This is a genomic window from Actinoplanes sp. URMC 104 (genome assembly GCF_051386375.1).
In the GTDB taxonomy this organism is placed as follows: domain Bacteria; phylum Actinomycetota; class Actinomycetes; order Mycobacteriales; family Micromonosporaceae; genus Actinoplanes.
The window spans coordinates 75396-100319 of sequence record NZ_JBPQTO010000001.1 but is presented as its reverse complement, the minus strand read 5'-3'; the positions used below and the strand labels follow the sequence as shown (position 1 = coordinate 100319).

39 protein-coding genes are annotated in these 24924 nt (G+C 71.6%); 16 read left to right on the top strand and 23 right to left on the bottom strand.

Translation table 11 applies throughout. The features are described from left to right. Positions 1–6: 6 nt before the first annotated feature. Genes ACSNN8_RS00685 through ACSNN8_RS00670 form a run of 4 tightly spaced genes read left to right on the top strand, consistent with a single transcriptional unit; the run spans position 7 to position 2939 of the window. The gene (locus ACSNN8_RS00685) at positions 7–276 is read left to right on the top strand and encodes a hypothetical protein (RefSeq protein ID WP_436646147.1); all 270 of its coding nucleotides are present in this window, start codon (positions 7–9) and stop codon (positions 274–276) included. An 11-nt stretch (positions 277–287) separates the two neighbouring features. Continuing rightward, positions 288–1262 carry an AAA family ATPase gene (locus tag ACSNN8_RS00680; RefSeq protein WP_436646145.1) on the top strand — a complete coding sequence of 325 codons (975 nt, stop codon included), beginning with the start codon at positions 288–290 and terminating at the stop codon, positions 1260–1262. Continuing rightward, a complete protein-coding gene (locus ACSNN8_RS00675) occupies positions 1249–1764 on the top strand; it encodes a DUF4262 domain-containing protein (RefSeq protein ID WP_436646144.1) in 516 nt (171 codons plus the stop codon). Before ACSNN8_RS00680 ends, ACSNN8_RS00675 begins: the two co-directional genes overlap by 14 nt. Then, the gene (locus ACSNN8_RS00670) at positions 1761–2939 is read left to right on the top strand and encodes a hypothetical protein (protein ID WP_436646142.1); all 1179 of its coding nucleotides are present in this window, start codon (positions 1761–1763) and stop codon (positions 2937–2939) included. Before ACSNN8_RS00675 ends, ACSNN8_RS00670 begins: the two co-directional genes overlap by 4 nt. Positions 2940–3118: 179 nt before the next feature. Here ACSNN8_RS00670 and ACSNN8_RS00665 read toward each other — a convergent pair whose 3' ends face one another. From ACSNN8_RS00665 to ACSNN8_RS00640, 6 genes are all read right to left on the bottom strand, one after another. Next, positions 3119–3421: a hypothetical protein gene (locus ACSNN8_RS00665; RefSeq protein ID WP_436646140.1), complete on the bottom strand. Its 303-nt coding sequence runs from the start codon at positions 3419–3421 to the stop codon at positions 3119–3121. Further along, entirely contained in the window at positions 3418–3678 is a 261-nt protein-coding gene (locus ACSNN8_RS00660; protein WP_436646138.1) for a hypothetical protein, read from the bottom strand. Before ACSNN8_RS00660 ends, ACSNN8_RS00665 begins: the two co-directional genes overlap by 4 nt. Positions 3679–3723: 45 nt before the next feature. After that, entirely contained in the window at positions 3724–4527 is an 804-nt protein-coding gene (locus ACSNN8_RS00655) for a hypothetical protein (protein ID WP_436646136.1), read from the bottom strand. Between the two features lie 78 nt (positions 4528–4605). Beyond that, a complete protein-coding gene (locus ACSNN8_RS00650; protein WP_436646134.1) occupies positions 4606–5085 on the bottom strand; it encodes a glycine-rich domain-containing protein in 480 nt (159 codons plus the stop codon). A gap of 110 nt (positions 5086–5195) precedes the next feature. Beyond that, positions 5196–5495 carry a hypothetical protein gene (locus ACSNN8_RS00645; protein ID WP_436646133.1) on the bottom strand — a complete coding sequence of 100 codons (300 nt, stop codon included), beginning with the start codon at positions 5493–5495 and terminating at the stop codon, positions 5196–5198. Then, positions 5492–5740: a hypothetical protein gene (locus ACSNN8_RS00640; protein WP_436646132.1), complete on the bottom strand. Its 249-nt coding sequence runs from the start codon at positions 5738–5740 to the stop codon at positions 5492–5494. The genes ACSNN8_RS00645 and ACSNN8_RS00640 overlap by 4 nt, the downstream gene beginning before the upstream one ends. A 323-nt stretch (positions 5741–6063) precedes the next feature. On the opposite strand from ACSNN8_RS00640, the gene ACSNN8_RS00635 reads away from it, so the two are divergent. Both ACSNN8_RS00635 and ACSNN8_RS00630 read left to right on the top strand, forming a co-directional pair. After that, positions 6064–6885 (top strand): helix-turn-helix domain-containing protein, encoded by an 822-nt coding sequence (locus ACSNN8_RS00635; RefSeq protein WP_436646131.1) that lies wholly within the window; start codon positions 6064–6066, stop codon positions 6883–6885. Next, positions 6882–7082 carry a DUF397 domain-containing protein gene (locus tag ACSNN8_RS00630; RefSeq protein ID WP_436646130.1) on the top strand — a complete coding sequence of 67 codons (201 nt, stop codon included), beginning with the start codon at positions 6882–6884 and terminating at the stop codon, positions 7080–7082. The genes ACSNN8_RS00635 and ACSNN8_RS00630 overlap by 4 nt, the downstream gene beginning before the upstream one ends. A 173-nt stretch (positions 7083–7255) precedes the next feature. Here the strand turns inward: ACSNN8_RS00630 and ACSNN8_RS00625 are convergent, their stop codons facing one another. The 9 genes from ACSNN8_RS00625 to ACSNN8_RS00585 all read right to left on the bottom strand — a co-directional run bounded on the left by ACSNN8_RS00625 (position 7256) and on the right by ACSNN8_RS00585 (position 11698). After that, positions 7256–7477: a hypothetical protein gene (locus ACSNN8_RS00625; protein ID WP_436646129.1), complete on the bottom strand. Its 222-nt coding sequence runs from the start codon at positions 7475–7477 to the stop codon at positions 7256–7258. Then, the gene (locus tag ACSNN8_RS00620) at positions 7474–7713 is read right to left on the bottom strand and encodes a hypothetical protein (RefSeq protein WP_436646128.1); all 240 of its coding nucleotides are present in this window, start codon (positions 7711–7713) and stop codon (positions 7474–7476) included. Before ACSNN8_RS00620 ends, ACSNN8_RS00625 begins: the two co-directional genes overlap by 4 nt. Then, a complete protein-coding gene (locus ACSNN8_RS00615) occupies positions 7710–8165 on the bottom strand; it encodes a hypothetical protein (protein ID WP_436646126.1) in 456 nt (151 codons plus the stop codon). The genes ACSNN8_RS00620 and ACSNN8_RS00615 overlap by 4 nt, the downstream gene beginning before the upstream one ends. Beyond that, a complete protein-coding gene (locus ACSNN8_RS00610; protein WP_436646124.1) occupies positions 8165–9499 on the bottom strand; it encodes a hypothetical protein in 1335 nt (444 codons plus the stop codon). The genes ACSNN8_RS00615 and ACSNN8_RS00610 overlap by 1 nt, the downstream gene beginning before the upstream one ends. Before the next feature lie 139 nt (positions 9500–9638). Further along, positions 9639–10265 (bottom strand): hypothetical protein, encoded by a 627-nt coding sequence (locus tag ACSNN8_RS00605; RefSeq protein WP_436646123.1) that lies wholly within the window; start codon positions 10263–10265, stop codon positions 9639–9641. Then, positions 10232–10417, bottom strand: coding sequence for a hypothetical protein (locus tag ACSNN8_RS00600; protein ID WP_436646122.1), 186 nt, complete (start codon positions 10415–10417; stop codon positions 10232–10234). Before ACSNN8_RS00600 ends, ACSNN8_RS00605 begins: the two co-directional genes overlap by 34 nt. Continuing rightward, positions 10414–10785, bottom strand: a complete 372-nt coding sequence (locus tag ACSNN8_RS00595; protein ID WP_436646120.1) for a hypothetical protein — start codon at positions 10783–10785, stop codon at positions 10414–10416. The genes ACSNN8_RS00600 and ACSNN8_RS00595 overlap by 4 nt, the downstream gene beginning before the upstream one ends. 32 nt (positions 10786–10817) lie before the next feature. Further along, positions 10818–11279, bottom strand: a complete 462-nt coding sequence (locus tag ACSNN8_RS00590) for a hypothetical protein (protein ID WP_436646119.1) — start codon at positions 11277–11279, stop codon at positions 10818–10820. Beyond that, entirely contained in the window at positions 11276–11698 is a 423-nt protein-coding gene (locus tag ACSNN8_RS00585; protein WP_436646117.1) for a hypothetical protein, read from the bottom strand. The genes ACSNN8_RS00590 and ACSNN8_RS00585 overlap by 4 nt, the downstream gene beginning before the upstream one ends. A 344-nt stretch (positions 11699–12042) precedes the next feature. On the opposite strand from ACSNN8_RS00585, the gene ACSNN8_RS00580 reads away from it, so the two are divergent. Next, a complete protein-coding gene (locus tag ACSNN8_RS00580) occupies positions 12043–12591 on the top strand; it encodes a hypothetical protein (protein WP_436646115.1) in 549 nt (182 codons plus the stop codon). 2 nt (positions 12592–12593) lie between these two features. Here ACSNN8_RS00580 and ACSNN8_RS00575 read toward each other — a convergent pair whose 3' ends face one another. The 6 genes from ACSNN8_RS00575 to ACSNN8_RS00550 form a co-directional block, all read right to left on the bottom strand. Next, positions 12594–12947 (bottom strand): hypothetical protein, encoded by a 354-nt coding sequence (locus tag ACSNN8_RS00575; protein ID WP_436646114.1) that lies wholly within the window; start codon positions 12945–12947, stop codon positions 12594–12596. Positions 12948–13284: 337 nt separating this feature from the next. Next, entirely contained in the window at positions 13285–14934 is a 1650-nt protein-coding gene (locus ACSNN8_RS00570) for a tyrosine-type recombinase/integrase (RefSeq protein WP_436646112.1), read from the bottom strand. After that, the gene (locus ACSNN8_RS00565) at positions 14931–15095 is read right to left on the bottom strand and encodes a hypothetical protein (protein ID WP_436646111.1); all 165 of its coding nucleotides are present in this window, start codon (positions 15093–15095) and stop codon (positions 14931–14933) included. Before ACSNN8_RS00565 ends, ACSNN8_RS00570 begins: the two co-directional genes overlap by 4 nt. Positions 15096–15155: 60 nt before the next feature. Beyond that, positions 15156–15368 carry a hypothetical protein gene (locus tag ACSNN8_RS00560; protein WP_436646109.1) on the bottom strand — a complete coding sequence of 71 codons (213 nt, stop codon included), beginning with the start codon at positions 15366–15368 and terminating at the stop codon, positions 15156–15158. Positions 15369–15413: 45 nt separating this feature from the next. After that, positions 15414–15620 (bottom strand): hypothetical protein, encoded by a 207-nt coding sequence (locus ACSNN8_RS00555; protein WP_436646108.1) that lies wholly within the window; start codon positions 15618–15620, stop codon positions 15414–15416. After that, positions 15613–16056, bottom strand: coding sequence for a hypothetical protein (locus ACSNN8_RS00550; protein WP_436646107.1), 444 nt, complete (start codon positions 16054–16056; stop codon positions 15613–15615). The genes ACSNN8_RS00555 and ACSNN8_RS00550 overlap by 8 nt, the downstream gene beginning before the upstream one ends. A 297-nt stretch (positions 16057–16353) precedes the next feature. On the opposite strand from ACSNN8_RS00550, the gene ACSNN8_RS00545 reads away from it, so the two are divergent. The 8 genes from ACSNN8_RS00545 to ACSNN8_RS00510 all read left to right on the top strand — a co-directional run bounded on the left by ACSNN8_RS00545 (position 16354) and on the right by ACSNN8_RS00510 (position 21858). Further along, positions 16354–17625 carry a hypothetical protein gene (locus ACSNN8_RS00545; protein ID WP_436646105.1) on the top strand — a complete coding sequence of 424 codons (1272 nt, stop codon included), beginning with the start codon at positions 16354–16356 and terminating at the stop codon, positions 17623–17625. Continuing rightward, positions 17618–18100 (top strand): hypothetical protein, encoded by a 483-nt coding sequence (locus ACSNN8_RS00540; protein WP_436646104.1) that lies wholly within the window; start codon positions 17618–17620, stop codon positions 18098–18100. The genes ACSNN8_RS00545 and ACSNN8_RS00540 overlap by 8 nt, the downstream gene beginning before the upstream one ends. Further along, the gene (locus tag ACSNN8_RS00535; RefSeq protein WP_436646102.1) at positions 18093–18413 is read left to right on the top strand and encodes a hypothetical protein; all 321 of its coding nucleotides are present in this window, start codon (positions 18093–18095) and stop codon (positions 18411–18413) included. The genes ACSNN8_RS00540 and ACSNN8_RS00535 overlap by 8 nt, the downstream gene beginning before the upstream one ends. Then, the gene (locus tag ACSNN8_RS00530; protein WP_436646101.1) at positions 18410–19213 is read left to right on the top strand and encodes a thymidylate synthase; all 804 of its coding nucleotides are present in this window, start codon (positions 18410–18412) and stop codon (positions 19211–19213) included. Before ACSNN8_RS00535 ends, ACSNN8_RS00530 begins: the two co-directional genes overlap by 4 nt. Continuing rightward, on the top strand, positions 19210–19887 hold the full coding sequence (tmk, locus tag ACSNN8_RS00525; RefSeq protein WP_436646100.1) for a dTMP kinase: 678 nt from the start codon (positions 19210–19212) through the stop codon (positions 19885–19887). The genes ACSNN8_RS00530 and tmk overlap by 4 nt, the downstream gene beginning before the upstream one ends. Then, a complete protein-coding gene (gene dcd, locus ACSNN8_RS00520) occupies positions 19874–20443 on the top strand; it encodes a dCTP deaminase (protein ID WP_436646098.1) in 570 nt (189 codons plus the stop codon). The genes tmk and dcd overlap by 14 nt, the downstream gene beginning before the upstream one ends. Before the next feature lie 228 nt (positions 20444–20671). Continuing rightward, complete coding sequence (locus ACSNN8_RS00515) at positions 20672–21331, top strand: hypothetical protein (RefSeq protein WP_436646096.1); 660 nt, start codon at positions 20672–20674, stop codon at positions 21329–21331. Further along, positions 21319–21858, top strand: coding sequence for a hypothetical protein (locus ACSNN8_RS00510; protein ID WP_436646095.1), 540 nt, complete (start codon positions 21319–21321; stop codon positions 21856–21858). Before ACSNN8_RS00515 ends, ACSNN8_RS00510 begins: the two co-directional genes overlap by 13 nt. 10 nt (positions 21859–21868) lie before the next feature. Here ACSNN8_RS00510 and ACSNN8_RS00505 read toward each other — a convergent pair whose 3' ends face one another. Further along, positions 21869–22666, bottom strand: coding sequence for a hypothetical protein (locus ACSNN8_RS00505; protein WP_436646093.1), 798 nt, complete (start codon positions 22664–22666; stop codon positions 21869–21871). Between the two features lie 83 nt (positions 22667–22749). On the opposite strand from ACSNN8_RS00505, the gene ACSNN8_RS00500 reads away from it, so the two are divergent. Next, complete coding sequence (locus tag ACSNN8_RS00500) at positions 22750–23088, top strand: hypothetical protein (protein ID WP_436646092.1); 339 nt, start codon at positions 22750–22752, stop codon at positions 23086–23088. Positions 23089–23455: 367 nt separating this feature from the next. Here ACSNN8_RS00500 and ACSNN8_RS00495 read toward each other — a convergent pair whose 3' ends face one another. After that, positions 23456–24514, bottom strand: a complete 1059-nt coding sequence (locus ACSNN8_RS00495) for a replication protein RepA (protein ID WP_436646090.1) — start codon at positions 24512–24514, stop codon at positions 23456–23458. Positions 24515–24924 lie beyond the last annotated feature (410 nt).

Below are 24924 nucleotides of genomic sequence, written 5' to 3'. Positions count from 1 at the left end.
CCTGCCATGTCCCGACGACGTATCCGCATGCGGCGCAGGCGGCCGAAACCGGCCCTGATCGGCTCGCCCGGCGCCGCGTACGCCCACGGCGGCACCCCGCCGTGGTGCGAGCCCACCGACTCGACCTGGGCGGAGATGGCCGACGACCGCCTCGCCTCGAACGTGCTCGGCATCCCCCTGGCCGACGACGACGACCTGTTCCCCGCCCCGGTGGCGCTGCCGCCGGTCATCCCCTTGCCCGTCCGTACCGCCGTCCCGGCGCGCCGCGCCGCATGAAGGAGAACTGCATGACCACGACGCTGATCGCCACCCGCGGTCTGCCCGGCGCCGGCAAAAGCTTCCGCGCGCGGCGCTGGGTCGCCGAGGATCCCTCCGGCCGCGCCCGTGTCGGCACCGACGAGCTCACCGGCATGCTGCACGAACCCCGATCGTTCTACGACGAGCCCGACGAGCCCGACGAGCACGACGAGGCCGCCGACCTGCACGCCACGGTCGCGCTGCACGGGGCCATCCGCGCGCTGCTGACCGCCGGGATCTCCGTGGTGTGCGACGACACCAACCTGCTGCCGCAGCACCTGACCGCCCTCCAGTCGATCGCCGCCGACTGCGGCGCGACCTTCGAGCTGTGGGACATGACCGACGTGCCCGTCGAGACGTGCATCGACCGCGACGAGTCCCGCGGCATCAACGGGGAGCCGTGGGTCGGCGCGAAACGGATCTGGCAGATGCACGACCAGTACCTGCGGCACCAGCCGCTCACCAGCCGCTCACCAGCCGCCCAGCCGACGCCTGAGAAGGAGCCCCTGATGTCACAGCACGACCTGGCCAGCCTCGCCGCCGTCGTGGGCGCCGCCGCGCCCGCCCCGATCCCAGCCCGCATCCCCGCCCCCGTCCCGGACGGCACGTCGACGTGGGCGCAGCGCACCGAATACGACCTGTGGTCGTCGCTGTTCGCCCACCTGCTCGCCCGCCGCGAGTTCGGCGTCCGGGCAACCTCCCTCGACCCGCAGCGCGGCACGTTCCTGTGGCGCGACTCCGTGACGGACTCCCTCGCGATGAGCGAGTTGAAGGCGGAGGCGCTCGTCTCCGTGCTGCGTGGGTACGCCGCCGGCGACGACGTTGAGCGGCAGCGCATGGGCGTCAGCGGCGCCGAGGTGGTGTTCCGGTGGGTGGCCGAGCTGCCCGGCGGCACCACCATCACCAGCGACTGGCAGCCCACCACCGCGCCGACGCCGGAAGGCGACGCCGATGCCGATGCCTGAACTCGACCTCGAGCGGGCCGCGTCCGCGCAAGCCCGCCGGAACCTCTACCTGCAGCAGACCCAGGATGCGATCGACGCGTTCGGCTGGGCGATCCAGATGCAGCACCCCATGCCCGGATCGACCGCGCCGGCGTACGGGTACACGGTCGGCCTGACCGCGCTGCAGCTGCCCGAGCTGCTCATCTCGGGGCTGCCCGACGCGCTGACCGCGCAGCTGCTCAACGAGGCCGCCCGGCTGCACGTCATGGACCCGTACACGGCCGGCGGGATCGCGCGCGGCTGCGCCTCTGTGGAGCTGCGCGTGGTCGACGCGCCGCACGCCCCGATCACCGCTGCTCGACAGCTGTACCCGAATGCCACGCCCACCTGCCTGCAGCTGCTGTGGCCGGACAACCAGGGCAGCTACCCCGGCGACCCCGGCTGGCACGAGCTCGCGCTGCAGCCGCTGTTCAACCAGGCCCCGAACTCGACCTCCACACCGACCCAGGGAGAAACCCGATGACCGTCCAGGACATCGCCACCGACACCACCCCCGCCGCTACCGAGACCGACAACGAGCGGCCGCCCGCCGGCACCGTGTGGGTCGCCGCCGGCGAGCTGCGCGCCGCGCTCGCCGCGGTGCGCCACTTCACCGCCGACCGCGACGACAATCCCATCCTCGCCGGCGTGCACCTCGAGGCCGGGAACGGGCACCTCGCCGCGATGGCCACCAACCGGTACGTGCTGGCCCGCGCCGCACGGGCCGCCGAAGGGGACATGAGCCGCCTGCTGCTCGTGCGCTCCGGGGCGGACGTGCTGTTCGACCTCGTCGACCCTGAACGCACCGACCATCGGGCCCGCGTCTCGCTCGCCGTGAACTCGGCTGGCCGCACCATGACCGTCACCCTCGACAAGGTCGTCATGGTCTTGCCGATCAAGTATCCGGAGTTCGGCGTCGCCAAGTTCCGGGAGCTGCTCGATCCGGCCGGGTACGGCGAACCCACCGACGGCCGCGTCGCGCTGCGTCCGGGCATGCTGGGCGTCGTCCGGGACGCCCTGGCCGATACCGCGTACAGCCACGAACCGGTGCGGCTGTACGTGCGCGCCGCCGACAAGCCGGTCCGGGTCGAGTGCGGCGACTGGCTGGTCGTGCTGCTCATGCCCAACCGCGTCCGCGAGGGCCTCGACCCGGCGGTGCCGTACGCGTTGCCCGACCACCCGGCCGAGCTGCCCACCGACGAGGCGCCGCTCGGCACCGACTGGCCCGAGACGGAGCGGGCCGCCACCGCCGCGGCGATGTGGGCGCACTTCGCCGGCGCCGCGATCCGCGGCCAGCGCGCCTGGTTCGACCGGCCACTCCTCAAGGTGCCGCCGCGCGGTGAGCGCACCCCCGAGCAGGAGCGCATCCTCCGAGGCGACAACGCCGAGTTGACGGCCGTCGCGTACGCGGCCGGGCTGGCGCGGGTGCTGCGCGAGTTCGCCGCGGTCGCGCCCGGCCCGGCCGACGCGGTGGCCCGCGAGCTGTGGGCCGACTTCGAGCACGGCGACAACCTGGCCGAGTGGCCGTGGGAGTGGCTGCAGGAGGCGCGCATCCCCACCCCGGCCCAGGCGGACATGGCCACGTCCCCGACCGCGTCGGAGGAGACCGCCGCCCGGCTCGGTGAGCAGATCCGGAAGGGTTTCAACGCCGAGGCCTGAGCCCAGAAGTAGGCGGGGCCGCCCGGTGACTGGCCGGGCGGCCCCTTCTTTGCGGGCGGGTCAGGCCGCCAGCGTCGCGGATGTAGCCCGCGGCGGCGGCGAGACGCTCGCGCCCGCAGTCAGGCGCGACCCGGGAGCTGAGTGAGGGTCGCGTTCCTGAGCGTGAAGCTAGTAACCGGTCACGGTCCGTCTACTCCCGAGAGGCGGACGGTGTTGAAGTCTTCGGGGTGGGTGCCGTAGCACACCCGGCACAGCTTGCGGGTGGCGTCGGCCGGTTCGATCGTCGACGGCGTGTACGTGTGCCGTTCGTACTCGACGTGCTCGGTGACCACCGGCCGGTTGTTGCGGATGGTGTCGCGGGTGACGCAGGTGTGCGGCCGGTCGTGGGAGTCGCGGAACGCGCTGGCCGGCAAGACGAGCCCGCCCGGCGCGTCCGGGCAGGTGCTCTCGTGGATGAGCCGGGCAGGCGGGTAGTCCTTCACAGCAGCTTCGGTTTCATCTCGTACCGGCCTTCACCGATCTGGTGGATGTAGCGCTGCGGGAACCGCCACCACGGCTCCGGTTTCGGGTGCAGCTGCTCGACGGTCAGCAGCACCCAGCCGGACGCGTCGAGCACCGGCTCCCGGAACCGGGGGTGCCGGGCGAGGTCGACCGCGTCGGGGGCGCGGAACCGGTAGGTGATGCCGCTGCCGGGCCACTCGCAGTCGAACTCCTCGCCCGGCTTGGGCGCGCCGTCCATGGGGGTCGCCTCCCGGAAGGTCGATGGTCGGATCGGGGCAGCAGGTCAGGCGGTGGCGTGGCGGTGTTCCACCCAGGCGCGGCCGGCGGCGGCCATCTCCACCAGGTGCGGGGCGCTCGGGTTGCGGTCGCGCAGCCGCCGCGACACGGTGGCGGCGGCCCGCGCGAACGCGTCCAGGGCTTCGCTGCTGGCGTGCTCCCACATCGGCAGGGCGGCCGCCCACGCTTCGGCGTCGGCGGCGGTGTGCCCGGCGCGGATGAGCCGGATGAGCATGCGCGCGGTGTCGATCCAGACGGCGCCGCGGCACGGCATCGACCAGTCCACCACCCAGCTGCGGGCGCCGCTGACGAGGAAGTTGTTGTGGGTCATGTCGGTGTGCAGCAGCGTGTCGCCGTCGACGAGGGCCGGGTTGAGCAGGCCACCCCATCGGGCGGTGGCGGGCTGCACGTCGACGGCCGGGGCGGGTGTGAGCGTCTGCGCCATGCTGGTCAGCGCCGCGGCGACGGCCGGCAGGTCGGGGGAGCCGGGCCGAAGGTCAGCCGGCGCGCCGGGCACGTGGTCGAACCCGGCGATCAGCCAGCCCTGCATCTCGGTCGTCCACTGCAGGCGGGGTGTGAGGTCGGCGGGCAGGTGCTCGTTGAGGCGGATCTCGGTGCGCAGGAATCCGACCCGTTCGGTGTCGAGGCGGGAGCCTTTGCAGAAGACGCGGCGGCCGCCGGTGGTCAGGGTGGCCGCGAAGTCGGCGACCGACCCGGCCGTGACCGGCTCGACCTGGTCGACGCCGCCGGTGTGGGCGGTGACCTTCTCGCGCAGCTCGGCGGGCAGCTCGTCCCACGGGGTCCTGGGCAACTCGAGTTCCTTCGTTCGGGCCGAGGCCGGGAAACCCCCTTCGCTGGGGTTTCCCGGCGTCAGCGTGCGGATCGGTGCTTACTTCTTGGTGGGGCTGTCGTGGCAGCCCGCGTGGCACTGCGAGCACTTGCTGTTGCAGTTCCCGGCGGCGCACGGCCACAGTTCCTCGTCGACGGCGAACCCGGCCGCGGCGATCGCGTCCACGGTGTCGGCCAGCGTCGAGGCCGGGATGGTCGGCGGGGTGCCGCCGCTGGGCTCCTGGTCGTCGGGCACGTGGTGGATGAACCGTCCAGCGATCCGCTGGCAGAACTCGGCGTACTCCTCGGTGTAGAGGATGAACGTGTGCCAGCCGATGTCGACGAGGTCGGACGGGCCGAGCGGGCGGGTGGCGGTGGCGACGGTGCCGAGGAACGCGAGCGCCTGGTCGACGATGCGGGTGGGCATCGCGGCGTCCAGGTCGGGGTGCTCGGCGGCGATCCGGGCGGTGAGCCGGTCGAACAGGGCCTCGGGGATGAGGGATCGACCGGTGCGCGCGATACGGGTCGCTTCGACGGTCATGGGGTCCTCCTGATCGAGGGGGTGCGGGGATACGGTCCCCGCGCCGGGGATGACTCCCAGCCGCTCTGGCCGCGCGGTAGCGGGCCAGTGCGGAGCCTTCGGCGCGGCGCTCATATGGAGCGCCGGGCGTGGTGGTGGCGGACGTAGGGGCGCACCAGCACGCGGGGGGCCGGTTCGCTGCCGGTGGGGATCCGGAAGCCGGTGGGCGCCCATGCGGCGTACAGGCTGGTGAGCCATTCGCCGTGCTGCAGCGCCTCGCACGGCGGTTCGCTTTTGCAGCGGGCGCACCTGCCGGCGAGGTCGAGCACGCCGTGGTCCCGCACGAGCGCCCACCCGTCGAGGAACCGGTCGCGGTAGACCAGCCAGGTGCGGGTCACGTCGGCCGGGGCGCCGGAGTGGTAGAGCGTCACGACGCGGCCCTGGTGGGGGACAGGCCGAGGAACTGCGCCATCCGGGTGTCGTCGAACCCGGCGACAGACAGCCAGTGCAGCGCCAGCCGGCGGGCGGGGCATCCGGAGATGAGCTCGCCGCGGGCGGGCCGGCGCCATGGGGCGCCGCAGACCTGGCAGCGCAGGCCGTCGCTGTCGTTGGGCCGGTGGCGGAACAGAACGCGCCGTGCGGCGCGCAGAGCGTCCGGGCTGAGCTGCTGCGCCATGTGCGCCCCCTCGGCTCGCGGGTCGGTGGGGCCCGGGTCCGCGCGGTGTGAAGGGGGGCTTCGACCGCGCGTGCCCGGGCCCCGCGGGCGGCCACCGCCGGGCACTCCTGAAACCGACGGCGACCGCGTACAGGGCGGCGATGATCACTAACCGAGTTCGGTTGGTGACCCCTCCGATTGCCGTAGCATCGCAGAGCAACACGCGCGGTGCAATGTTTCACTGCGACGTGTTCGCGAAGAAAAATCTGCCGTGCAAGTTGCACGCAAAGGGCGGATGCGTGGCAGTGTTTCGTCGTGAAACACTGAGCGTCGGGAGGTAAGGAATGCCGGAGTCAGGGCCCACCGTTCTGCGCCGCCAGCTCGGGCGGCGGCTCAAGCGCGCCCGCGAAACCGCCGGGGTCACCGGTGAGCAGGTCGAAGCGGAAGGCTTCGCCTCACGCACCAAGCTGTGGCGCATCGAAGCCGGTCGGGTGCCGGTCAAGCGTTCCGACCTGCAAGCGCTGTGCCGCCTGTACGGCCTCGGCGAGGAAGAGACCGCCGTCCTGGAGAAGCTGGCCGCCAACGCCGACCAGCAGGGCTGGTGGGAGGACTACGACGACGTCGTCCCCAGCTGGTTCGAGATGTACGTCGGCCTCGAGGCCGCAGCCCAGCTGATCCAAGGCCTCGACGAGGGCGTCGTGCCCGGCGAGGTCCAGACCGCCGACTACGCCAAGGCCATCTACCAGGCCGCTCAGCCCAGCGACGGCCGCGCCGAGATCGAACGCCACGTCAAGCTGCGGATGGACCGGCAGGCCGCCCTGCTCGGCCGCGGCGCCCGCCTGCAGATGGTCGTCGGTGAAGGCGCGCTGCGTCGCCCGGTCGGCGGACCCGACGTGATGGCCGCGCAGATCCAGCATCTGCGCGAGCTCAGCAACCGCGAGCACGTCGAAATCCGGTGGCTTCCGTTCTCCGTCGGGGCGCACGCTGCGATGGCGGGCGCCTTCCGGATCCTGACCTTCGACGACCCGGAAGACCCCGACGTCGTCTACCTCGAGGAACACACCGGGGCCCGCTACCTCGAGAAGGAGGCCGAGCTTGCCGAGTACCGCCGCATCTATGACCTGATCATCGACAAGTCCGAACCGATCAAGGAGTACCTGCCATGAAAGACACTCCCTGGGTCAAGGCCAGCAAGTCCGCCGGCAACGGCGGGAACTGCGTCGAGGTGCGCCGCCACGACGGCCACGTCGAGGTGCGCGACACCAAGAACCGGTCCAAGCCCGCCCACGTCTACACCCTCGCCGAATGGGACGCGTTCCTGGACGGCGCGAAGAACGGCGAGTTCGACCACCTGCTCGCCTGACCCACACCACGACAAAGCCCGCCCCGGCCGACCACCGGGGCGGGCTTTCTCGTTGTGCGAACTACAGTCGGCCCGTGAACAGAGTCGCCGTCCGAATCGTCAAACGCGGCAAGAAGTTCCTGGTGCTGGGCCGCAAAACCTCGGTGGAATGCTCCACCTTCGAAGAGGCGTGGTCAGCCAGCGTGCCGTACTTCGCCGGGCGGATCCGCTGAAACCGGCGCTACTTCGGCAGCGTCGTCGCTGAGCAGCCCGGCCTGGCGCAGCTTGGCGACTTGGTGCTTGGGGTGGGACCTGCCCAGCTTGGCCCAGCCGCACAGGCAGCTGCGGTCGGTGGCGCGCTGGTGGGCGACGAGGACCGCCTCGGCGGCCTCGTCGACGGTCTGCTCGCCGTTCACGCCCGCACCGCCCGCCGGGCGCGCTGCACCCCGGCGCAGCGCGCCGGCCGCGGCCGCACCCCTTCCAGCACGGTGAGCGCCTGCTCGTGGTCGTACAGCGGCGCCCGCGTCTTCACGTCGCAGGCGACCTGGAGTTCGCGGAGCCGGTTGCGGACGGTGTGCTTGGACAGTTCCCGGTCGGTCGCCGCGAACTCCTGGTCGATGAACGCGTTGTCGTCGTGCCAGCGGAAAATCACCGGTAGGCCCCCTCAACCTCGATGTGCCTGCCTGCCCGTTCCATGCGCTCCCAGATCATGTCCGCCATCGAACGGATGTCCGGGCAGCGCCGCAACGCCTCCAGTGTGACCGAATCCCTTACCCACCAACGGGATGAGCTGAGTCTGAGCTGGAAAATGTCGTCGTCGCCGAGGCCGATGTGAGCGGTCATAGCCGCGCCGTGCCACGACCGGGAGCACCACGAGCACGTCTGGTAGAACCAAGGCCGCCGCCAGCCCAGCGTGGCGTTGGCGTCGAGCCACGGCAGGTCCGGTTCGTCAACCTCGCCATGCAGCCGCGGCACACGCAGCGCCAGGCAGGCCGGACACCAGCGGCGGTAGCCGAGCACCTGCTCGACCTGGTCGCGCCGTTCCCACCACCGGTCGGGCACGCCGAGGTCGACCTCCCACCCGTACGGCCAGATGACGCCCATCACAGCACGCTCGACACGTCGTGCCCGGCCGGGCAGGACACCTCGGCGAGCTGCCAGGTGCGGGTCTTCTCCCCGCTGCCGGTCGCCTCGCGCCAGCGCACCTGCAGCGGCGCGGTGCACGTCGCGCAGTGCCGCACCGGCAGCTGGCCGATCTCGTCGACGGTGTAGCGGCGCCGCCGGTCGTACGGCCACACCTTCCGGATCTGCAGGGCGGTGCGGGCGGCGGCCGGGCCGCGCACGTCCCAGGTGGCGTGGCAGCGCGGGCACGGCACCTGCGCCCAGCCGGGCTGGTGCCACAGCCCGGCCCCGCACGGCCGCCGCCGGACCTCCGCCGCCTCCCCGTCGTCGCTGTCGCGCTCCTCGATGAGCATGGCCGGGCACCGGCCGATCCACGTCTGCTCGGGCTGCTCACCCAGCGCCCGCTCGAGCTCGGCGGTCAGCGTGGCCAGCTCGCCGGCGAACTCCGCGATCCCCAGGTCCCGGTCGCACGCCTCGTCCAGCCAGGTCAGCAGGTAGTCCACGTCCCACGCGATCGCCTGCGAGCGCGGCGGCTCCCCGAACCGGGTTTCGATGTCGTCGAGCAGCGGGTCCTCGGGCCGGTCGGCGGCGGCCAGCGGCCCGAGCAGCCCGAGGTAGGCGTTCACTCGGTCTCGGCGGTGCTGCTCGAACGCCGCGGCGATCGCGTACGCGCGCCGGCCGGCGGGGAACGACAGCAGCGCGAGCATCCCGGCCGCGCCCATCCGCCACGCCGACACCGCCCGCGCCGGCGGGCGGGGCTGCTTGGGCCAGAACGTGACCGCGCCGCCGCCGCGGCGTACGGCGACCGCGCCCATCGACCGGGCGGGGACGTGGTGGCCGAGCTGGGCGCGCCAGGCCCGCACGGTCACGTCGAGCCATTCGCGTGGGGGCAGCACCCCGATCTGGTCGTCGTGGCGTACCCAGGACAGTGGCCCGTCGGGGTCGCCGACCGCTTCGGTGAACCACTTCGTGATCTGCTGCTCGCTGGTCACCGTCCGACCGCCGACGACCTGCTGCACGGTGACGGTGGTGGTGATCGGGAAGCGGCGCACCAGCGGCACCAGCACCGCCGACACGTGCTCGCTGCCGCCGGCCAGCAGCGACAGGACGTGCTCGTTGACCGGCGAGTCGGCTTCCACCTTCGTCGCGGTCACCCGCGGCCCGTCGTCGCCGCCGCTGGCCCGCATCACCCGGGTTGCCAGGTCGGCCAGCTTGCGGGGGATGTCGGTGAGCTGCTCGCGCAGCAAGGCCCGGTCGTCGTCGCAGACCACGTCGGCGTCACGGTGGCGGCACACCACACACGGCTCGGAACGCATCGGTTTCCGTCTCCCCGCAGGTCGGATATTCTGTTGTCTGGCAGGTGCGATCGGGTGGGAAGGGGCTTCCCGTCGGGTCACCACCATGCGAAGGGCGGCAGCAGATCGGGTCGGGTCTGCGGCCGCCCTTCGTGTGTTGTCAGGCGTCCGCGTCGTCGCCGCTGGAGTGCCGGCCGATCCACGTCGTACGGTCGCCGGGGATCCGCGCGTACTCGCCGGATTCCTCCAGCCGGATCCGGGCGCGGCGCTGCCCGGGCGCCGCCGGGCCGGGCGGGCGGGCCACCCCGCGCGCGTCAGCGTCCGGCAGCGGCTGCTCCCACCACCGGAACGCTGTGGCTGACACCGGGTCGACGCGGGTCTCGGCCACCGGCGGCGCCGGATGCTCCTCGGCCGCCGCGGGTTGCTCCTCGACGCGGGTCCGGTCGAGGCCCTCCACGCGGGTCTGCTCAAGCCGGTCGACGTGCGTCTCGGCCAGCTGCGCCGGCCACGTCGTCGTCTCCCCGCCGCCGTTGCCGCCCAGCTCCGTCCACCGCGACCAGTCCGGCCCCGTCTGCGCCCGGGCCGGCACGCCCAGCCGGGCGTCGGTGTCACCGAACCGCGACGGGCGCGGCTGCAACGCGTACGGCCGCGACTCCACCGGCCGCGGCCGCGCCAGCCGCCGCCCGACCGGCACCCCCGCACCGATCCCGAAACCCAACCCGACCAGCAGCCCCGCCAGCGCGCACAGCCACATCAGACGAACACCGTCCGCTCGCAGCGGCGGCACCAGAACTTCTTGCCCATGCCGCCGTTGATCAGCATCTGGCTCACCCACGACGTGCCGGTGGACGGGTCGTGGTGCCAGCACCGCTTGCGCAGCTGCCGCAGCCGCCACAGCATGCCGACGTGGTGCGCGAGCTCGCGCGCCAGCCCGATCACGACTGGCCTCGCTGGCCCGGCTTGTAGACGCCGAACACGCGCCCGTCCGCGCCCGTCCAGATGTGGTCGCCGGGGCACACCGTCAACCCGTCGCCGCCCGAGTCGATCCAGCCGTGATCGTGCCAGGTGCGGCCGCAGCCGTCGTGGACCTGCCCGCCGTCGAACTGCGGGTGCCGGAAGTAGCGCACGACCGCGCCTTCCTGCCGCACGTAGGTGCCGCCACCGATCGGGTCGGGCAGCACCTCACCGATCCGGTCGCCCGGGTGGTCGCCGTTCTTCCACCACCGCACGGTGCTGCCCGCATCCCTCGCGGCCACCGCCATCAGCTTCTCGCCGAACAACCGCCGGCGGGGGAGCGGATCACGCATCAGCACCCCACCGCGGGCCAGCCGCAGCCGGATCACCGCGCCGCCCCGGTCCCGGCGCGCAGCACCTGCTCGCACTGCTCCGACAGCGACGCCACCGCGTCGTAGGACAGCTCGTGGCCGTTGATGGCCAGCCGCGACGGCGCGGTGAACTCCACGACCAGGCCGCCGCCCTGGGCGGGCTGCTCGGGGACCAGCCGCACGAGGCCGGGCAGCTTGTGCACGTACCCCCACGACAGCAACGGGTTCGGCATGTTCGTCGCGACCAGCTCGATCCGCCGGTAGCCGTTGCGGCCCCGCACGATCAGCTCCCTGCCACCGCCCGCGTCGCACTCGAGCACCGCACCGACCGGCGGCTCCGCCGGCAGCAGCCGCTCCGGGGCGACCTTACGCAGGATGCCCCGCGCCGTCTCCCGCTCGGCGGCCGTCCCGCCGTGCAGCTTCTCCTCGAGGGCGGCGTACACCGCGTCCAGATCCTGCTGCGCCGCGCTGCTCATGCCGCCCGACCCCCCGCGATCGCCGCCGATATCGCCGCAGGCACCGCGATCCGGCCGTCGCGGATCGCCGCAGCGAACAGCTGCGCCACCAGCTCGGCCTGCTCGTTGGTCAAGTTCAGCGGCTCCGCGTCCTTGCCGGTGTAGTCCGCGATCCACGACGTCACCGCGTCCCGCAGCTCCGCCCCGGTGGGCACACCCACCTCGCCGCCGCGCGCCGTGTCGTCCTGTGACCGTCCGATCCGGCCGGTCAGCCGCGCCACCTCGGCGTCCGGGACGACCCGGTCGGTGCCGACCTCGAACCAGCGGCCACCCGCGGTGCGGCGCACCACCACCACTTCGACCCCGCCGGCGGACCCGTCGAACCCGGCGACGACCTCAACTGCCTGCCCCTGGGCAGACTCCACCTGTTGTCCAGGCACTCTGGAACTCCTTCATGCCAAGCCACCCGTCAGCACGCGCGCAGCGCACCGTCGGCGCCAGGGCCACTCCCATAGCCCGCCGCCGTCTTGCTAGGCATGTTGCGTTTGCCTCCGCGATCACACCTGGCGCCCACCATAGCGGCCGAGATCATCGATGGGGGCAGCCCACCACGGTGCACGCATTGTCTGACCGTTCAGACGATGCGTCGATGGACCCTCGGTTCCCGACCCCGGTGGGATGAACTCACCAGGCCCATACCACCGGCCTGTGGCGTAGCACCCGGCTGCGACGCCGGCCGATACCCTGTTCGAGCCCCGCCCACGCCCCCGCGTAGGAGACCCCCGTGCGCCTGCCCCGCCACACCGCGACCGCCACCGCGGCCGCCGCGCTGCTCACCCTCGCCGGCTGTTCCAACGCCACCAGCATCGAACCGGCCGCCGCGCCCGTCGTGTCCGCCCCACCAGCAGGCCAGGCCAGCGCCGACGCCACCGCCAGCCCCGACCCGAGGCGCTTCAAGGGCATGCCGCCCGCCGAAACCCCACCCGCCGCCGGGGCGCAGCGCACCGCGGTACCGGCGGCGAAACTCACCCGCGCGCGGGCCTGCACCCTGATCAGCGAAGCCGCCTCCGACTGGCAGACGATCGCGATGCGCCACAAACTCGACCCCGAGCTGACCAGCAACGTCATCAAGCCCGGCGAGGTGCAACGCCTGTCCACCACCATCAAGCAGCTACGCCCGCACCTGCCGGCCGCCGACGCCGCCCGAGCCGACCAGCTCACCGGCCCGCTCGACGTCATGTACGCGGTGCTGCTCGGCACCGAGCTCGTCCCCGTCGACCTCACGCCCGGCCAGGCCGCCGCCACCCACCTGCAGGACCAGCCCTGCCGCTGACCTCACAGCCGGTCGGCACCGGCCGCGGCGGGCTGCCGCGGCGCCGGGATCTCCCCAGCGGCGCCGACGTCGACGAGCACCTTCCACTGCCACGGCCCCAGCCCCGGGTCGCTGGTGTGCCGCACCACCCGAGCTGTCCGACCACCAAGCATCGCCAGCTGCAGCACCCCCGGCTGCACCTGCGACGCCACGTACCGAAACGGCATCGACTGGCAGTCACGCAGTAGCTGATCCCACAGGTGCCCACCGGCCAGCACGGTCAGGTCCACGTACTCGTTGAACCGCAGCACCCGCGCCAGCGCCACGTCACGCACCGCGAAGTACAACGTCCCGAACGCGGTCTCACCAGTCACCATGCGCCGACGCTATGCCGGGTTCCCCGCACACATCAGCCCCGCGACACGCCGACGAAACCAACGTCTGCCGAACCTGACCGAACGGTCGATCATCGCGTTGCGCCTACCACCGCGGCCGCCGCGTCCTCTAAGGTTGGCCCCTGCGTGACAACATCAAATGCGTGGATCGGACGATGGGAGCCGGTCGGTCCACGATGTAGCACCCCCGTCCGCCCGTCGCCGGGTGGCGTCCACCCCTACGCACCCTCGTGCGGCCAGGGGCGTTGTCACGCACCGAGGCGACGGCGCGGACAGGAGGGCACGCATGGGCAACACCGCACCACGTGCCCTCCGCCGCTCACCCGCCGCCGGTCACCCGGCGCAGCTCAGCGGTCAACCGCGCCACCTCGCCGGACAACTTCGCGATCGTCGCGTCCTTGTCGGCGCTCTCCTTCTTCGCTTCCCGGCGCCGCAACTCGGCCGCCCGGATCATCGCGCCAGCAGTGTTCTCGGCCCGCTCAGCGTCAGCCTCGCGGTCGTAGCGCAGCACCACAGGCGAGTTGCGCGACCAGCCGCCCTGGTCGCAGACCTGGCCGATGGTGCCGCCGGCGGCCAGCAGACGCCGGGCCATGAACACCCGGAACATGTGCGGCACGCAGCGCCGGTAGCCGCCCTCCGGGTCGCCCGGGTCGATGTCCACCCCGGACAGGTGCGCGGCCTGCGCGACGATGTCCTGGTAGTTCTTGCGGGTCATCCGCTCGTCGCGGATCACGCCGCGCGGCTGACCGTCCTTACGTTCCTGGCCGGTGCCGCGGACCTTGCGGAACACCGGACCGCTGGTGAAGCCCTGAGCGGCGCACACCGCCTTCCACATGCGCATCAGCTTCAGCGTGTCCAGCTCCGGGTGCAGCGTGGTGTCCGCGCTGACGTACGCCTTGTCAGACCGGCTGCCGTCCTGGTTGGTCTTCGACAGCGGGATGCGCACCTCGAGCAGCTCGTCCTCGGCATCCCCGGTGACGAGCATCTTCAGGTGCACCCAGTCCAGCGACATGAGCTCGCTGTTGCGCCGGCCGGTGTCGGCCGCCAGCCGCATCAGGAACGCGTCGCGGATGCCCCACACCGTGTTCAGGTCGCAGGTCCGCACCATCGCGTACATCTCGTCGACCGTGATCGACGCGGCCACGTCCTCGACGAAGCCATGCTTGTACCACTCCTTGGCGTAGCCCTTCATGGCCTGCGTGACGTACTGGTGCGCGGTCGGCGTCGGCAGGGCGCCACGGTCGCGGCCCTTCCGCGCGGCCGCCGCCTCCAGCTCGCCGGGGTTCTCGGAGAAGAACCGGGCGAGCTCAGCCGGGTTCTGCGTGAAGTAGCGGCGGTGCGCGCGGGCGATCGCCGCCAGCGACAGCCGCACCGTGTTGGGGGAGTAGGGCTGCCCCTTGCGGCCGCGCTTCTTCCCCTCGACGTCACGCATCTCCCAATGGGCGCCGATCCAGTTGTGCACGGTGACCGCGTCGGCCGGCAGCGGGTCCAGCTTGTGCTCGTAGCACCACAGGCAGAAACGCATCCACTGGAAGCGCATCGTGTCGACCGTGCTCTGCGACTCGCCCTTGTCGTAGAACATCTTGGCGATCGCGGTGAGGCGGCCCTGCGGGTCGTACCGCTCCAGCTGGCCGGCCAGCGCCGCGGCGGCCTTGCCGGTCGGCGTCCACCGCTTACGCTGCTCGTCCTCGTGCACCAGCGCGGTGCTCGGCGTCGGCGGCGGGTCGTCGACGAGCTCGCCCTCCACCACCTCCGCCTCGGCCACCTCAACGAGGAACGACGGGCCGGACAAGTCCGGGCGCTGCTCGGCCGGAACGGTGGCCAGCCACGCCTCGACGTCGGCCAGGACCTGACGGACCTCCCGAAGCTCCAGGCCGTAGTCATCGGCCAGGTCACGCACGGAGAAGCCCGCCTCGTGCTCCTGGTAGAGCGCGAGGTCACGGGCGCGCGGCGCGGTCGTGGTGGTCACTCGAGCACCTCGCCATCCGGGAACTCCGCGCTTGCCTCCTGTTCGGCCAGTCGCGCGCTGCCCCGCATGAATGCCTCGAGGTCCTCGGCCATCTCAGCCGGGTCGACCGCCGCGATCGGGAACCCGGCCGCGGCCAGCTGCTCGTCGACGTCGTCAGCCACGCTTGCTCCTCAGCTCGGTCAGGTACGCGATCGCGTTCTCACGGACCAGGTGCAGGTCGCTCACGGCTTCGGCTCGCACCACAGCGTCAGCTCCCGCGGCGAGTACCACTCGCGGCGCCGCACCACGGCACCCGCCTCCCCGCCGAGGTTGATCACGTCGCCCACGGCGAACTCGCTGTGGTCCGACTTCCAGATGGCGAGCTGGTCGCCGGTTTCCTCGACGACGATCTCGATCTCGAACCGGGCCTCGGTCTCGGACTTCTGGTCAGCCATGCGTGCTCCTCAGCTCGGACAGGTAGGCGGTCTCGGCGGTTCCGCTCACTCGTGCTCCAGGTGCAGGCTCACGTCGCGCGGGCCGTGCCACTCCACCAGCGTGATGTGGTACCCGTCGCTGTTGTCGCCGAGCACGATCATGTGCTTCTCGCTGATCTCGAACCGGTCCGCGTACCAGGTCTCCATCAGCACCTCGTTCACCAGCAGCTTGATGCAGACCTGGCCGTTCCCCTGCGTCGTGTCCTCAGGCATGGTTGAGCCTTTCCTGGGCCAGGCGCTCGAGGACCGCGTCGCGCACCCGGTCGGGATCGGTGCCCCGGGCGCGGTAGAGCTCGCCGTTGGCCCGGTGGCCGGTGTCGTCGAACGCGGGCGCCTCCCATTCCCAGACCTCGCTGTCGACGAGCACGGGGTCGAGGCCCTGAGCCAGGTTGCGGCGCTCGTCGACGGCCATCGTGTAGACGATGGTCTTGCGCGGCACCCGGCCGGCGGGCACGACGGGCAGCCGCTCGACCGAGAACTCCGGGTAGATCAGCTCGGCGTTCAGCGCGTCGGCGGCGTGCTCGGCGTCGGCCGGGTCCTCGAAGACGCAGTGGATTCGGTGGTCCTCATATTCGCCGCTCGACAGCACGGCGACGAACCGGTATTCCGCCGCGTCGGCGCCGCTCTTGCGGTCTTGATCAGAGGCCAAAGCTCTATCAGGCATAAGGCATCTTAACGATGACAGAGCGCGACAAGGAACCGCTGGTCATCGGCATGTCGTAACAGTTCAGCGTCGTACCTATAGCTGCCTTTAAGGGCGCACCGACCGGAGGGGTCCGGCCGGATGATCTTGAGAGGTGAACCCGTGGCTGAGCAGCCCGAACACGACTCGCCCGATTATCGGATTGCTGGGCAATCCAATCCGGCAAACCAGGACCCGGCCCCGGCCGACGCCAGCGGGAAGCTGACGAAGATCGGCCACGGGGTCTACGCCCGAGGTGACGCGATGTTCTTCGCCAACCCGGACGCCCAGCCCGCCCCCGCGGTCGACGAGCCCGTCGACTGGGAGGCGCGCGGCTGGGAGGTCGCCGGCGGCGAGGGGTCTTCGGAGGGGACATCGTGGCTGGACGGGCCGGGTCTGCCTGACGAGCAGCGGCTGACTCTGGCGCCCGGTTTCGCGGAGCGGTTGCAGAAGCTCAACGAGGCGAGCCCGGTGAGTGTCGCGCCGCGGGCGTCATCCGAGGCGCGGACGGTGGTGCACGCGCACGGCCAGCATGGCATGCACGAGCACAGCGCGGGCGACTATGCCGACCATCAGCGGCCGATCGACGGTGAGCGGTTCCCCGACGGTGAGGAGCTGCGCGCCGCGCTGGCCAAGGCTTCGCGGGAGCGGGACTCGCTGGCTCGGCGCTGCTCGGCGCGTTACGAGGAGACTGAGGCGGTCAAGGCAGAGCTGGCCAGGGTCACCGGGGAGCGGGACTCGTTGGCGGCTGAGGTGGTAAAGGGCCTGCCGGTCGAGCTGCAGCCGTACCTGGACGCGGCGGGGGACGCGGTTGCGGTGGTGGCCGCCGAGTCGGGCGTGCCGGCCGGGCTACTCGAGGGTGGAGTGTCGTCGGCGGAGGCGTTCCGGGCCGTCAACGCGGTGCCGCCGCTTGTGGCCGGTCATGCGGAGGCGCGCGCGGCGTTCGAGGCGCTGAGCGACGCGTCGCGGGGGCGGGTGTCGGTGGTGTTCTCCCCCGCGGATGCCGGTGAGTTCTCGCACGGCCTGGCGGTGCGGTACGAGGGCCGCAACGGGGACGGGTCGGAGTCGGCGTGGTGTATCTGCGGGGTGCGGGTGGTCGAGCGGGTGCTGGACGCTGCGATGTCGCGGGTGTGGGCGCACGTGCAGGCGGAGGCGGAGTCGGCGCCGGATGGGTCGTCGCGGGAGTTGCGGGAGGCGCGGCACCGGTCGGCGGCGGGCGAGGTGCTGCGGTTGCAGGCCGAGGTCGAGGCGCAGGCCGGGCCGGGCCGTGGTGTGCCGGACGCGATCGTGGAGGCGAGCCGGGAGTTGGCCCGGTCGGGGCTGGGTGCGGATGATCCGCGGCTGGCCGGGTCGGTGTTGGCGGCGGTGTGTGGCTTCTACTCGTATCCGCACACGGTGGAGTCGGCTGCGGTGGCGCGGGATGTGCTGATGCGGCTGCTGGCCGGTGAGGGCCTGCCGCCGGCGGTGGTGGACGTGGCGCGGGCGCGGCTGCGTACGGAGCGGGAGCTGTCGGGTCGGGGTGAGTCGGATGGCTGAGCTCGAGCAGGTGTTGCCGTCGGGGTTCGAGGTGTTCGACCGGGCTGAGGCGCGGGCGGTCGTCGACGAGCGGATGGGTGCCCGGGTGCGGGTGTCGCATGGCTGGCTGGTGTTGAGCCGGGCGGCGGTGGCGTTGCTGGAGTCGGCGAACGGTGGCCGTCTGCTGCACGGGGTGGTGCTCGGCTTTGACCGGCGGGCGCGGCGGGTCGGTGTCGGTGCGGCGCCGGTGGTGTGCGCGCACGGGGTGCGGCAGAACCTGTCGTGGTTCCAGTCGGGGTCGGAGAAGAAGCCGGTGCAGTTGAGCGCGGAGTGGCCGGCCGGGTTCTCGGCGGGGGACTTCTTCAAGCTGCACGAGCTGCCGTCGACGTTGGCGCCGGGCGGGACGCCGGTGGAGCTGGTCGACGGGGTGTTGGTGTTCGAGGTGCCGCGGCCGCCGGTGGTGTCCGCGCCGATCGGGGGTGTGTCGCGTGGCTGAGGCTGTGATCGAGCGGACGACGGTGACGACGTCGAAGCGCAAGCAGGGGTCTGCGGTGATGGAGCAGGTGCGGCGGACGGAGACGGTGAAGGTCGCGTCGGCCCGGGCGGCGCTGATCGACGTGTCGGCGCTGCGGGCGTTCGTGGCGGCGTTGGACGAGGCGGAGGTGCCGGGCAAGGCGCTGGTCGAGTTCGTTTACGGCGCGGGCCAGGTGGTGCAGCTGGTGGTGCAGGGCACCGAGGAGATCGACGAGACCGCGCTCCCCCAGGCCGGGCCGGTCGATCCGTTGGACGGTTCGGGGGTGCAGGCGTGAGCGGGCTGGACGACCAGTACGAGCGGCTGCTGTTCCGGGTGCTCAACGACGGCGTGGAGAAGCAGGACCGGACGGGCACCGGCACGTACAGCGTGTTCGGGGAGCGGCTGCGCTACGACCTGGCCGAGGGGTTCCCGCTGATCACGACGAAGCGGGTGCACTTCAAGAGCGTGGCGGTGGAGCTGCTGTGGTTCCTGCGCGGCGAGTCGAACGTGGCGTGGCTGCGCGAGCAGGGCGTGACGATCTGGGACGAGTGGGCGGACCAGGCCGGGGATCTCGGTCCGGTGTACGGGGTGCAGTGGCGGTCGTGGCCGGCGCCGGACGGCCGGCACGTCGACCAGGTCCACGAGCTCGTGCGCGGGCTGCGGGAGAGCCCGGACTCGCGGCGGCACATCGTGTCGGCGTGGAACGTGGGCCAGCTCGACTCGATGGCGTTGCCGCCGTGCCACCTGTTGTTCCAGTGCTACGTCGCGGACGGCCGCCTGTCGCTGCAGGTGTACCAGCGGTCGGCGGACTTGTTCCTGGGGGTGCCGTTCAACCTGGCGTCGTACGCGCTGCTGACGCACATGCTCGCGCAGCAGGCCGGGCTCGAGGTCGGTGAGCTGGTGTGGGTGGGCGGGGACTGCCACGTCTACGCCAACCACGTCGAGCAGGTGCGGCTGCAGCTGGAGCGGGAGGTGCTGCCGTTCCCGGAGCTGGGCCTGGTGCACCGCAACTCGATCGACGAGTACGAGCTGGACGACGTGCTGCTGTCCGGCTACCGGCACCACCCGGCGATCAAGGCTCCGGTGGCGGTATGAGCGGCGGCGGGCTGTTCATCGCGCTGGAGGGCGGCGAAGGATCCGGCAAGAGCACGCAGGCGTCGCACCTGGCGCACGCGCTGCGCACCGAGTACGGCCGGAAGGTGCTGGTGACCCGGGAGCCGGGCGGCACGGTGACCGGGCAGAAGCTGCGGGAGCTGCTGCTGGCCGACGAGGTGCACCTGACCGCGCGGGCGGAGGCGCTGCTGTACGCCGCGGACCGGGCGTTGCACATGGAGCGGGTGGTGGAGCCTGCCCTGGCGGCCGGGATGGTGGTGATCTCGGACCGGCACGCGGGGTCGTCGATCGCCTATCAGGGCGCCGGCCGCGGGCTGGGTGAGCGGCGGATCAGCGAGCTGGCGATGTTCGCCACCGAGCACCGGCATCCGCACCTGACGGTGCTGCTGGATGTGGCCCCGGAGATTGGGCTGGCGCGGGCGCGGGAGCGCGGTGAGACGAACCGGTTCGAGGCGGAGGAGCTCGCGTTTCACCGGGCGGTGCGGGCCAGCTTCTTGCGGCAGGCGGGTGAGGGCGCGCACCGGCAGGCGGCGTCGCGCAGGTGGGCGGTCGTGCCGGCCGCGTATCCGGAGGATCAGGTGGCGGAGAAGGTGCTGCGGGTCGTGGTGCGGCGGCTGCGGCTGGTGGAGACGGAGTCGGTGGATGCTGCTGCGTGACGGGGACCTGGCCAACGCGATCGCCGGGGGCTGGCTGGTGATCGAGGGGTATGACCCGGAGATGCTGCAGCCGTCGAGCGTGGACGTGCGGCTGGACCGGTTCTTCAAGACGTTCGAGCCGGATCAGGTGCTCGACCCGAGGATCGCGCCGAGGATGCAGAGCCACGAGGTCGCGGAGGGCGAGCCGTTCATTCTGCACCCTCGCGCGGTGGCGCTGGCGTCGACGTTGGAACGGATCACCCTCGGCGACGACCTGGCGGCGCGCGTCGAGGGCAAGTCGAGCATCGGCCGGCTTCTGCTGGCGGTGCATGCGACCGCGGGCTTCGTGGATCCAGGCTTCCAAGGTCATGTCACGCTCGAGCTGGCCAACCTCAGCGAGCTGCCGATCCGGTTGTGGCCGGGCATGAAGATCGGGCAGCTGTGCGTGTTCGCGATGTCGGGTAAGGCGGACCGGCCGTACGGCTCCGAGGGGGTCGGCCGGTATCAGGGGCAGCAGCGCGGGCCGGTCGCGTCGCGCGCGCATCTGGGGTTCCGGACGTGGCCGACCAGCTCGTGAGGCGGCGGCCGCCGCGGGCGCTGGTGTGGCTGCAGGTGGCGTGGCCGATCGAGGACCGCGAGGCGTACGACCTGATGCCGTCGCGGGCGCGCCGGATCGCCGCGCAGGAGATCCGCGAGTTCGCCGACCAGCTGCAGGTGACGGTGGTCGGGCCGGGCCGGTGGCAGGAGATGCCGAAGGCGTTGGTGTGTCGCGCCCTGGCGGTGCGCAGGATCGGGGAGGGTGTCGGTGGACGGGTTGAACGTGGACGGCTATCTGGACAGGCTGCCGGCGCGACCGGTCGCGCCCGGCGCGGCGATGCGGGCGGTGCTCGACGCGACGTTCGGGGTGCGCCGCGGCGGCAGGCTGGTGCGGGGCGGGTGGCTGCTGTGGATGGGCTTGAACCCGTACGCGCACGAGGCGGCGCCGCGCCGGTTCGCTGATCCGGTGGAGCCGGTGTTCCTGCTGTGCGGTGAGGTCGGCTACGTGCGGCCGGTGGCAAGGCCGGGCGGCTCGTCGGCGGTGACGGTCGAGGAGTGGGGGCTGCCGCAGCGGCCGCGGCCGCCTGAGCATGCTGGGCAGCGGGTGCTGATGCGGTTGGAGACGACGCGGGAGTCGACGCTGTACGCCCTGTACCCGCGGCTGAACCCGCTCGGGGCGGCGACGTACGTGACGGTGGTCGCCGACCGGTTCGACGAGGCCGGCATGCGGGTGGAGCGGGCGGTGGCGCAGCGGGCGATGGTGCAGCCGCTGGAGGTGCAGCTGGACTGGTTCAGCTGCGACGTGGACGCCTCGCACGGGCAGTTGCGGTGGTGGTCGGAGCAGCCGATGAGCTGTCCGGTGCAGGACTGCGAACCGGGCTGGCTGGTCGACTTCAAGCGGGAGCGTGACGGGACGTGGACGGTGTGAACGGCGAACAGTGGCGGCACTTCGCGCGGCGGGTGACGTTGGGTGCGGCCGGCGCGCCGAGCGGCACCAGGGCGGGCTACCACCTGGCCCCGGCCGCGTTCGACTGGCCGGCGGACGTGCCGCTGCCACGGTGCGCGGCCGGGCACGTCGCCTGCACGGTCCCGGAGGGCTGGGATCCGGAGCACTCCGACCAGCAGGATCCGTACACGCTGGAGCAGCTCGCGGCCCGGCCGCGGCCGCCGCACCCGGGTGCCTATGCCGACGACGTGAAGGCGTACCTGTTCGCGTGGCAGCTGTGGAAGTCGCTGCAGCGCGACAACCGGCTGACGGCGGCGGAGCGGGCGTACGCGCAGCCGTGGCATGACCGGCAGGTCGCGGTCAAGCTGCTGCCGCAGATGCCGGGCTGGACGGTCGACGAGATCGTCGAGTGGCTGGGGCACCTGCGGGGCTCCCCCGCCGAGCAGGAGAAGGCCGTCGACCTGGTCGTGTCGAAGATCGTCGAGCGCAGAGGGTCAGCTGGGGCGTGACGGAGGACGGCTAGGCGCGGCCGTCCCGCAGCCACGCGGCGGCCGCACGCCACGTCCGTGACCACTTCCACGGCGCGAGCAGCCAGAACGGCGGCCTGCGGCGCGGCGGCGGGTCGATGAGCTGCTTGATCGACTTCTCGAGGTCCTCAGCCAACCTGGGGACGAGTTCCCGGTTCGCGTCCCACTGCATGCCCTTCATCTTCGAGTCGAGCTCTCGGAGCGTCCTGGTGGTGTGGTCGTGCGCCTTGGTGATCCTTGTCGCCCTGGGGAGACCTTCCGGGGGAGGCAGCTCGTCCGCAGGGTAGAGGTCAGTCTCGACGTCGACAACAAGCTCCAGCAGCTCGTCAGGTGAGAAGGCGTTCTCCCGCCTGTGGTACTTGGCCAGCCTGCGGACGGTTTCCCTGCGAGCCTCAAGGCTCCGGAAGGCGTCCGCAAGGCCCCGATATTCCGGGCGGCCGAGCAGGTCCATCATCGCGACGGTGTCTTTGTCTAGGCAATCGATCCAGAACTGCGGCGGGTTAGACAGGAGCCGCAGGCGTAGCCGGTATTCGCCGATCAAGCTTGGGTGCTCTGCGGCCGTGTCCAGCTTGCCCTCGTCGACCTCCTTGGCGAGCTCGCGCAAAACCTCCAGCTCGAAGACGCGGCGGCGTTCCTCGGCGAGGATCCGGTCGGCTTTCTTGTCGGCGCGGATGGCGATGGTGATGGCGGCGATCGCGATGAGGACGCCGGCGGTGCCGACGCCGGCGTTCCACCAGTCGAAGCGGTCGGTGATGACGTCGACCTTGGGGACGGCGGCTGCGAAGATCACGGCATCAGGGTAGGACCGCGGCGCACCAGGAACGTGGGACGCGATCGGCAGCGGCCAGGTGCTGCAGCCAGGATGATGAGGGCATGGCCGAAGGCACGAACCCGCCGCGCCGGCTGCGGCTGCATCGCACCGACGCTGACCTGCTGCAGGCGGCGTTCGACCTCGAGACCGACCGGATCGACGCGATCCCCCTGGCCGAGCGCACCACCGCGCAGACGGACTACCTGCAGCAGGTGGAAGCGCTGCGGGCGAAGCTGGACGGCCAGCCAGGCGTGATCATGCTCGACGGCGGGGAACTGCACACCGCGGCGCAGGCGCTGATGAGCGTGCTGCACCGGCTGTCGGTCAGCGGCGAGGCCAGCCTGCACGAGACGTTGGCGTTGCGGAAGCTGCTGGATCAGGTGAGCCGGCGCGACTCGTAGTCCAAAGTGCAGGGTGTTTCTCAGCCGGACAGTCGATCACGGGTGGGCCAGTCGGCGGCGCAGGTCATGGGGCATATTGATCTCAGGTGCTCGGCGCGGCTGGGCAAGGGACGTTCTAGCCCTATCCACGGCGGCACGGACCTCCCTCCGGCGAGGGGTTGCCCTGCCGGGCCGAGCACCTGATGAGCTACCCGGCTGTGCGGGGGGTGCCCAGCCGAGACGTGAAGGCGTGGCGGCGCCGGCACGTCACAGCCGGGCAGAACATCGGACGGCGTCGGATCCCTCCAAGAATGGGGGGCGGGATCCGGCGCCGTTCTCGTGTTCGGGGGCCGTCGCCGCGGTCGGCATAGTTGCCCGGATGCGCTGGTCAGCCGAACAGGGCGAGCTGGCCCTTCTGCTTCTGCTTGGCGCGGCGCCCGGTGACGCCGGCGGCGAGCCGGTCGGCGGCCGCGGCCTCCATGCGGCGCTGCTCGACGGTTTTGCGGCGCCGGTCGCGGGTGAGTTCCCACGCGCCGCGCTGCGGGACGTGCGCGGGTGAGCGCTTGAGCCACAGGCCGCTGTCGTCGTCGGCGAGGGACACGTTGGCCTCGTGGTATTCGCGCATCACTTTGGGCAGCTGGGTGAGGATGTTGCGCTTGGTCTCGCTGATGAAGCCGGACTGCTCGGCGGGGTCTTCGGGCATCGGACCGTTGCCGAACTGGATGGCCGCTTGGATCCAGTTGAGCTTGAACGGCGCCTCGAGGTTCGGCAGCTTGGCGGCGAGGAAGGAGTAGATGTCCTGGGCCAGCGCGCTCTGGCCGAGGCGCACCATCGTCTCCATGTGCACCGGGGTGGCGTCCTTGACCAGCCGTACGAACCGGTCGGTGAACACCACGAACGAGTGCTGGGTGGGGCGTTTGGTGGTCGGGTTGGGGCGGCGGGTGTCCCACCACACGTCCCAGTCTTCGATGATGCGCAGGCCGCCGCCGCGGTGACGCAGCTTGTCAGTGTGCGGGATGACCTCGATGTTGGCGTGGATGAGGCGGCGGACCTGCTCACCGACGGCGGGTTTGTTGCCGTTCTTGCCGCCGGTGGCCGACGTGAAGCCCAGGTCCTCGGTGAGCCACTGCGCCATCGACGGGCCCATGCTGACGAACTTGCCGTGCAGCTTGATGCCCCGGCACCAGGCGGCGAGCGCGAGGCGGGTCTTGGGGCCGTACGGCACACCGATGTTGGTGTTGTCCTCGTTCGTGCCGGCCACCATCTTCAGCGACAGGCCGTTGTTGCGGCGCAGGAACACCTTGCGGGTCGCGTCGTCGAGGGGTTTCCTCTGCGGGAACGCGCACTGCACGAACTCGAACGGCATGTAGCCGATCAGCGGGTTGAGGCGTTCGTCCATGGCGGCGACCGCTTCGACCAACTCGAGTTCGCTGGGCGGCTTCGGCATGGCGACGAGCATGGCGTGTCGGAGGGGGCGGGATCAACTTCTGTCGCTTCCGGCGTGTCGGCCTGCGGCGCGGTTGTGCACAGGACCGGCCCGCCGACGTCTATAGGATTTTCCTATACAGCCGAACTACAAGGGGCGTCGAAAAACCGGTCTTGACCTGCGGAAACGTGGCAGGCGTCCGGGCAACTATGCCGACCGGGCCGGGCAACTATGCCGACTCGTCCGGGCAACCATGCTGGGATAACCCACCGCAGAACCCCCTGTTCAAGGGGGTTATCCACAGAGTGTCGTGCACCAGTCCGGGCAACTATGCCGACCGGAACCCGTTTTGTGGATCAGTCCGGGCAACCATGCCGACTGTGGATAACCGGCGCGGTCACGATCCGGCCCGTATACGCCGAATGTCCGGA

Coding starts and splice junctions, on each gene's coding strand:
- ACSNN8_RS00560 (WP_436646109.1), bottom strand. CDS start 15,368: ATGGCTGACCAGAAGTCCGAGACCGAGGCCCGGTTCGAGATCGAGATC.
- ACSNN8_RS00650 (WP_436646134.1), bottom strand. CDS start 5,085: ATGACCGTCGAAGCGACCCGTATCGCGCGCACCGGTCGATCCCTCATC.
- ACSNN8_RS00540 (WP_436646104.1), top strand. CDS start 17,618: ATGGCTGAGCTCGAGCAGGTGTTGCCGTCGGGGTTCGAGGTGTTCGAC.
- ACSNN8_RS00680 (WP_436646145.1), top strand. CDS start 288: ATGACCACGACGCTGATCGCCACCCGCGGTCTGCCCGGCGCCGGCAAA.
- ACSNN8_RS00500 (WP_436646092.1), top strand. CDS start 22,750: ATGGCCGAAGGCACGAACCCGCCGCGCCGGCTGCGGCTGCATCGCACC.
- ACSNN8_RS00660 (WP_436646138.1), bottom strand. CDS start 3,678: ATGGACGGCGCGCCCAAGCCGGGCGAGGAGTTCGACTGCGAGTGGCCC.
- ACSNN8_RS00495 (WP_436646090.1), bottom strand. CDS start 24,514: ATGCCGAAGCCGCCCAGCGAACTCGAGTTGGTCGAAGCGGTCGCCGCC.
- ACSNN8_RS00640 (WP_436646132.1), bottom strand. CDS start 5,740: ATGGCGCAGCAGCTCAGCCCGGACGCTCTGCGCGCCGCACGGCGCGTT.
- ACSNN8_RS00685 (WP_436646147.1), top strand. CDS start 7: ATGTCCCGACGACGTATCCGCATGCGGCGCAGGCGGCCGAAACCGGCC.
- ACSNN8_RS00590 (WP_436646119.1), bottom strand. CDS start 11,279: ATGAGCAGCGCGGCGCAGCAGGATCTGGACGCGGTGTACGCCGCCCTC.
- ACSNN8_RS00610 (WP_436646124.1), bottom strand. CDS start 9,499: ATGCGTTCCGAGCCGTGTGTGGTGTGCCGCCACCGTGACGCCGACGTG.
- ACSNN8_RS00575 (WP_436646114.1), bottom strand. CDS start 12,947: ATGGTGACTGGTGAGACCGCGTTCGGGACGTTGTACTTCGCGGTGCGT.
- ACSNN8_RS00545 (WP_436646105.1), top strand. CDS start 16,354: ATGTTCTTCGCCAACCCGGACGCCCAGCCCGCCCCCGCGGTCGACGAG.
- ACSNN8_RS00635 (WP_436646131.1), top strand. CDS start 6,064: ATGCCGGAGTCAGGGCCCACCGTTCTGCGCCGCCAGCTCGGGCGGCGG.
- tmk (WP_436646100.1), top strand. CDS start 19,210: ATGAGCGGCGGCGGGCTGTTCATCGCGCTGGAGGGCGGCGAAGGATCC.
- ACSNN8_RS00595 (WP_436646120.1), bottom strand. CDS start 10,785: ATGCGTGATCCGCTCCCCCGCCGGCGGTTGTTCGGCGAGAAGCTGATG.
- ACSNN8_RS00555 (WP_436646108.1), bottom strand. CDS start 15,620: ATGCCTGAGGACACGACGCAGGGGAACGGCCAGGTCTGCATCAAGCTG.
- ACSNN8_RS00630 (WP_436646130.1), top strand. CDS start 6,882: ATGAAAGACACTCCCTGGGTCAAGGCCAGCAAGTCCGCCGGCAACGGC.
- ACSNN8_RS00670 (WP_436646142.1), top strand. CDS start 1,761: ATGACCGTCCAGGACATCGCCACCGACACCACCCCCGCCGCTACCGAG.
- dcd (WP_436646098.1), top strand. CDS start 19,874: ATGCTGCTGCGTGACGGGGACCTGGCCAACGCGATCGCCGGGGGCTGG.
- ACSNN8_RS00675 (WP_436646144.1), top strand. CDS start 1,249: ATGCCGATGCCTGAACTCGACCTCGAGCGGGCCGCGTCCGCGCAAGCC.
- ACSNN8_RS00615 (WP_436646126.1), bottom strand. CDS start 8,165: ATGGGCGTCATCTGGCCGTACGGGTGGGAGGTCGACCTCGGCGTGCCC.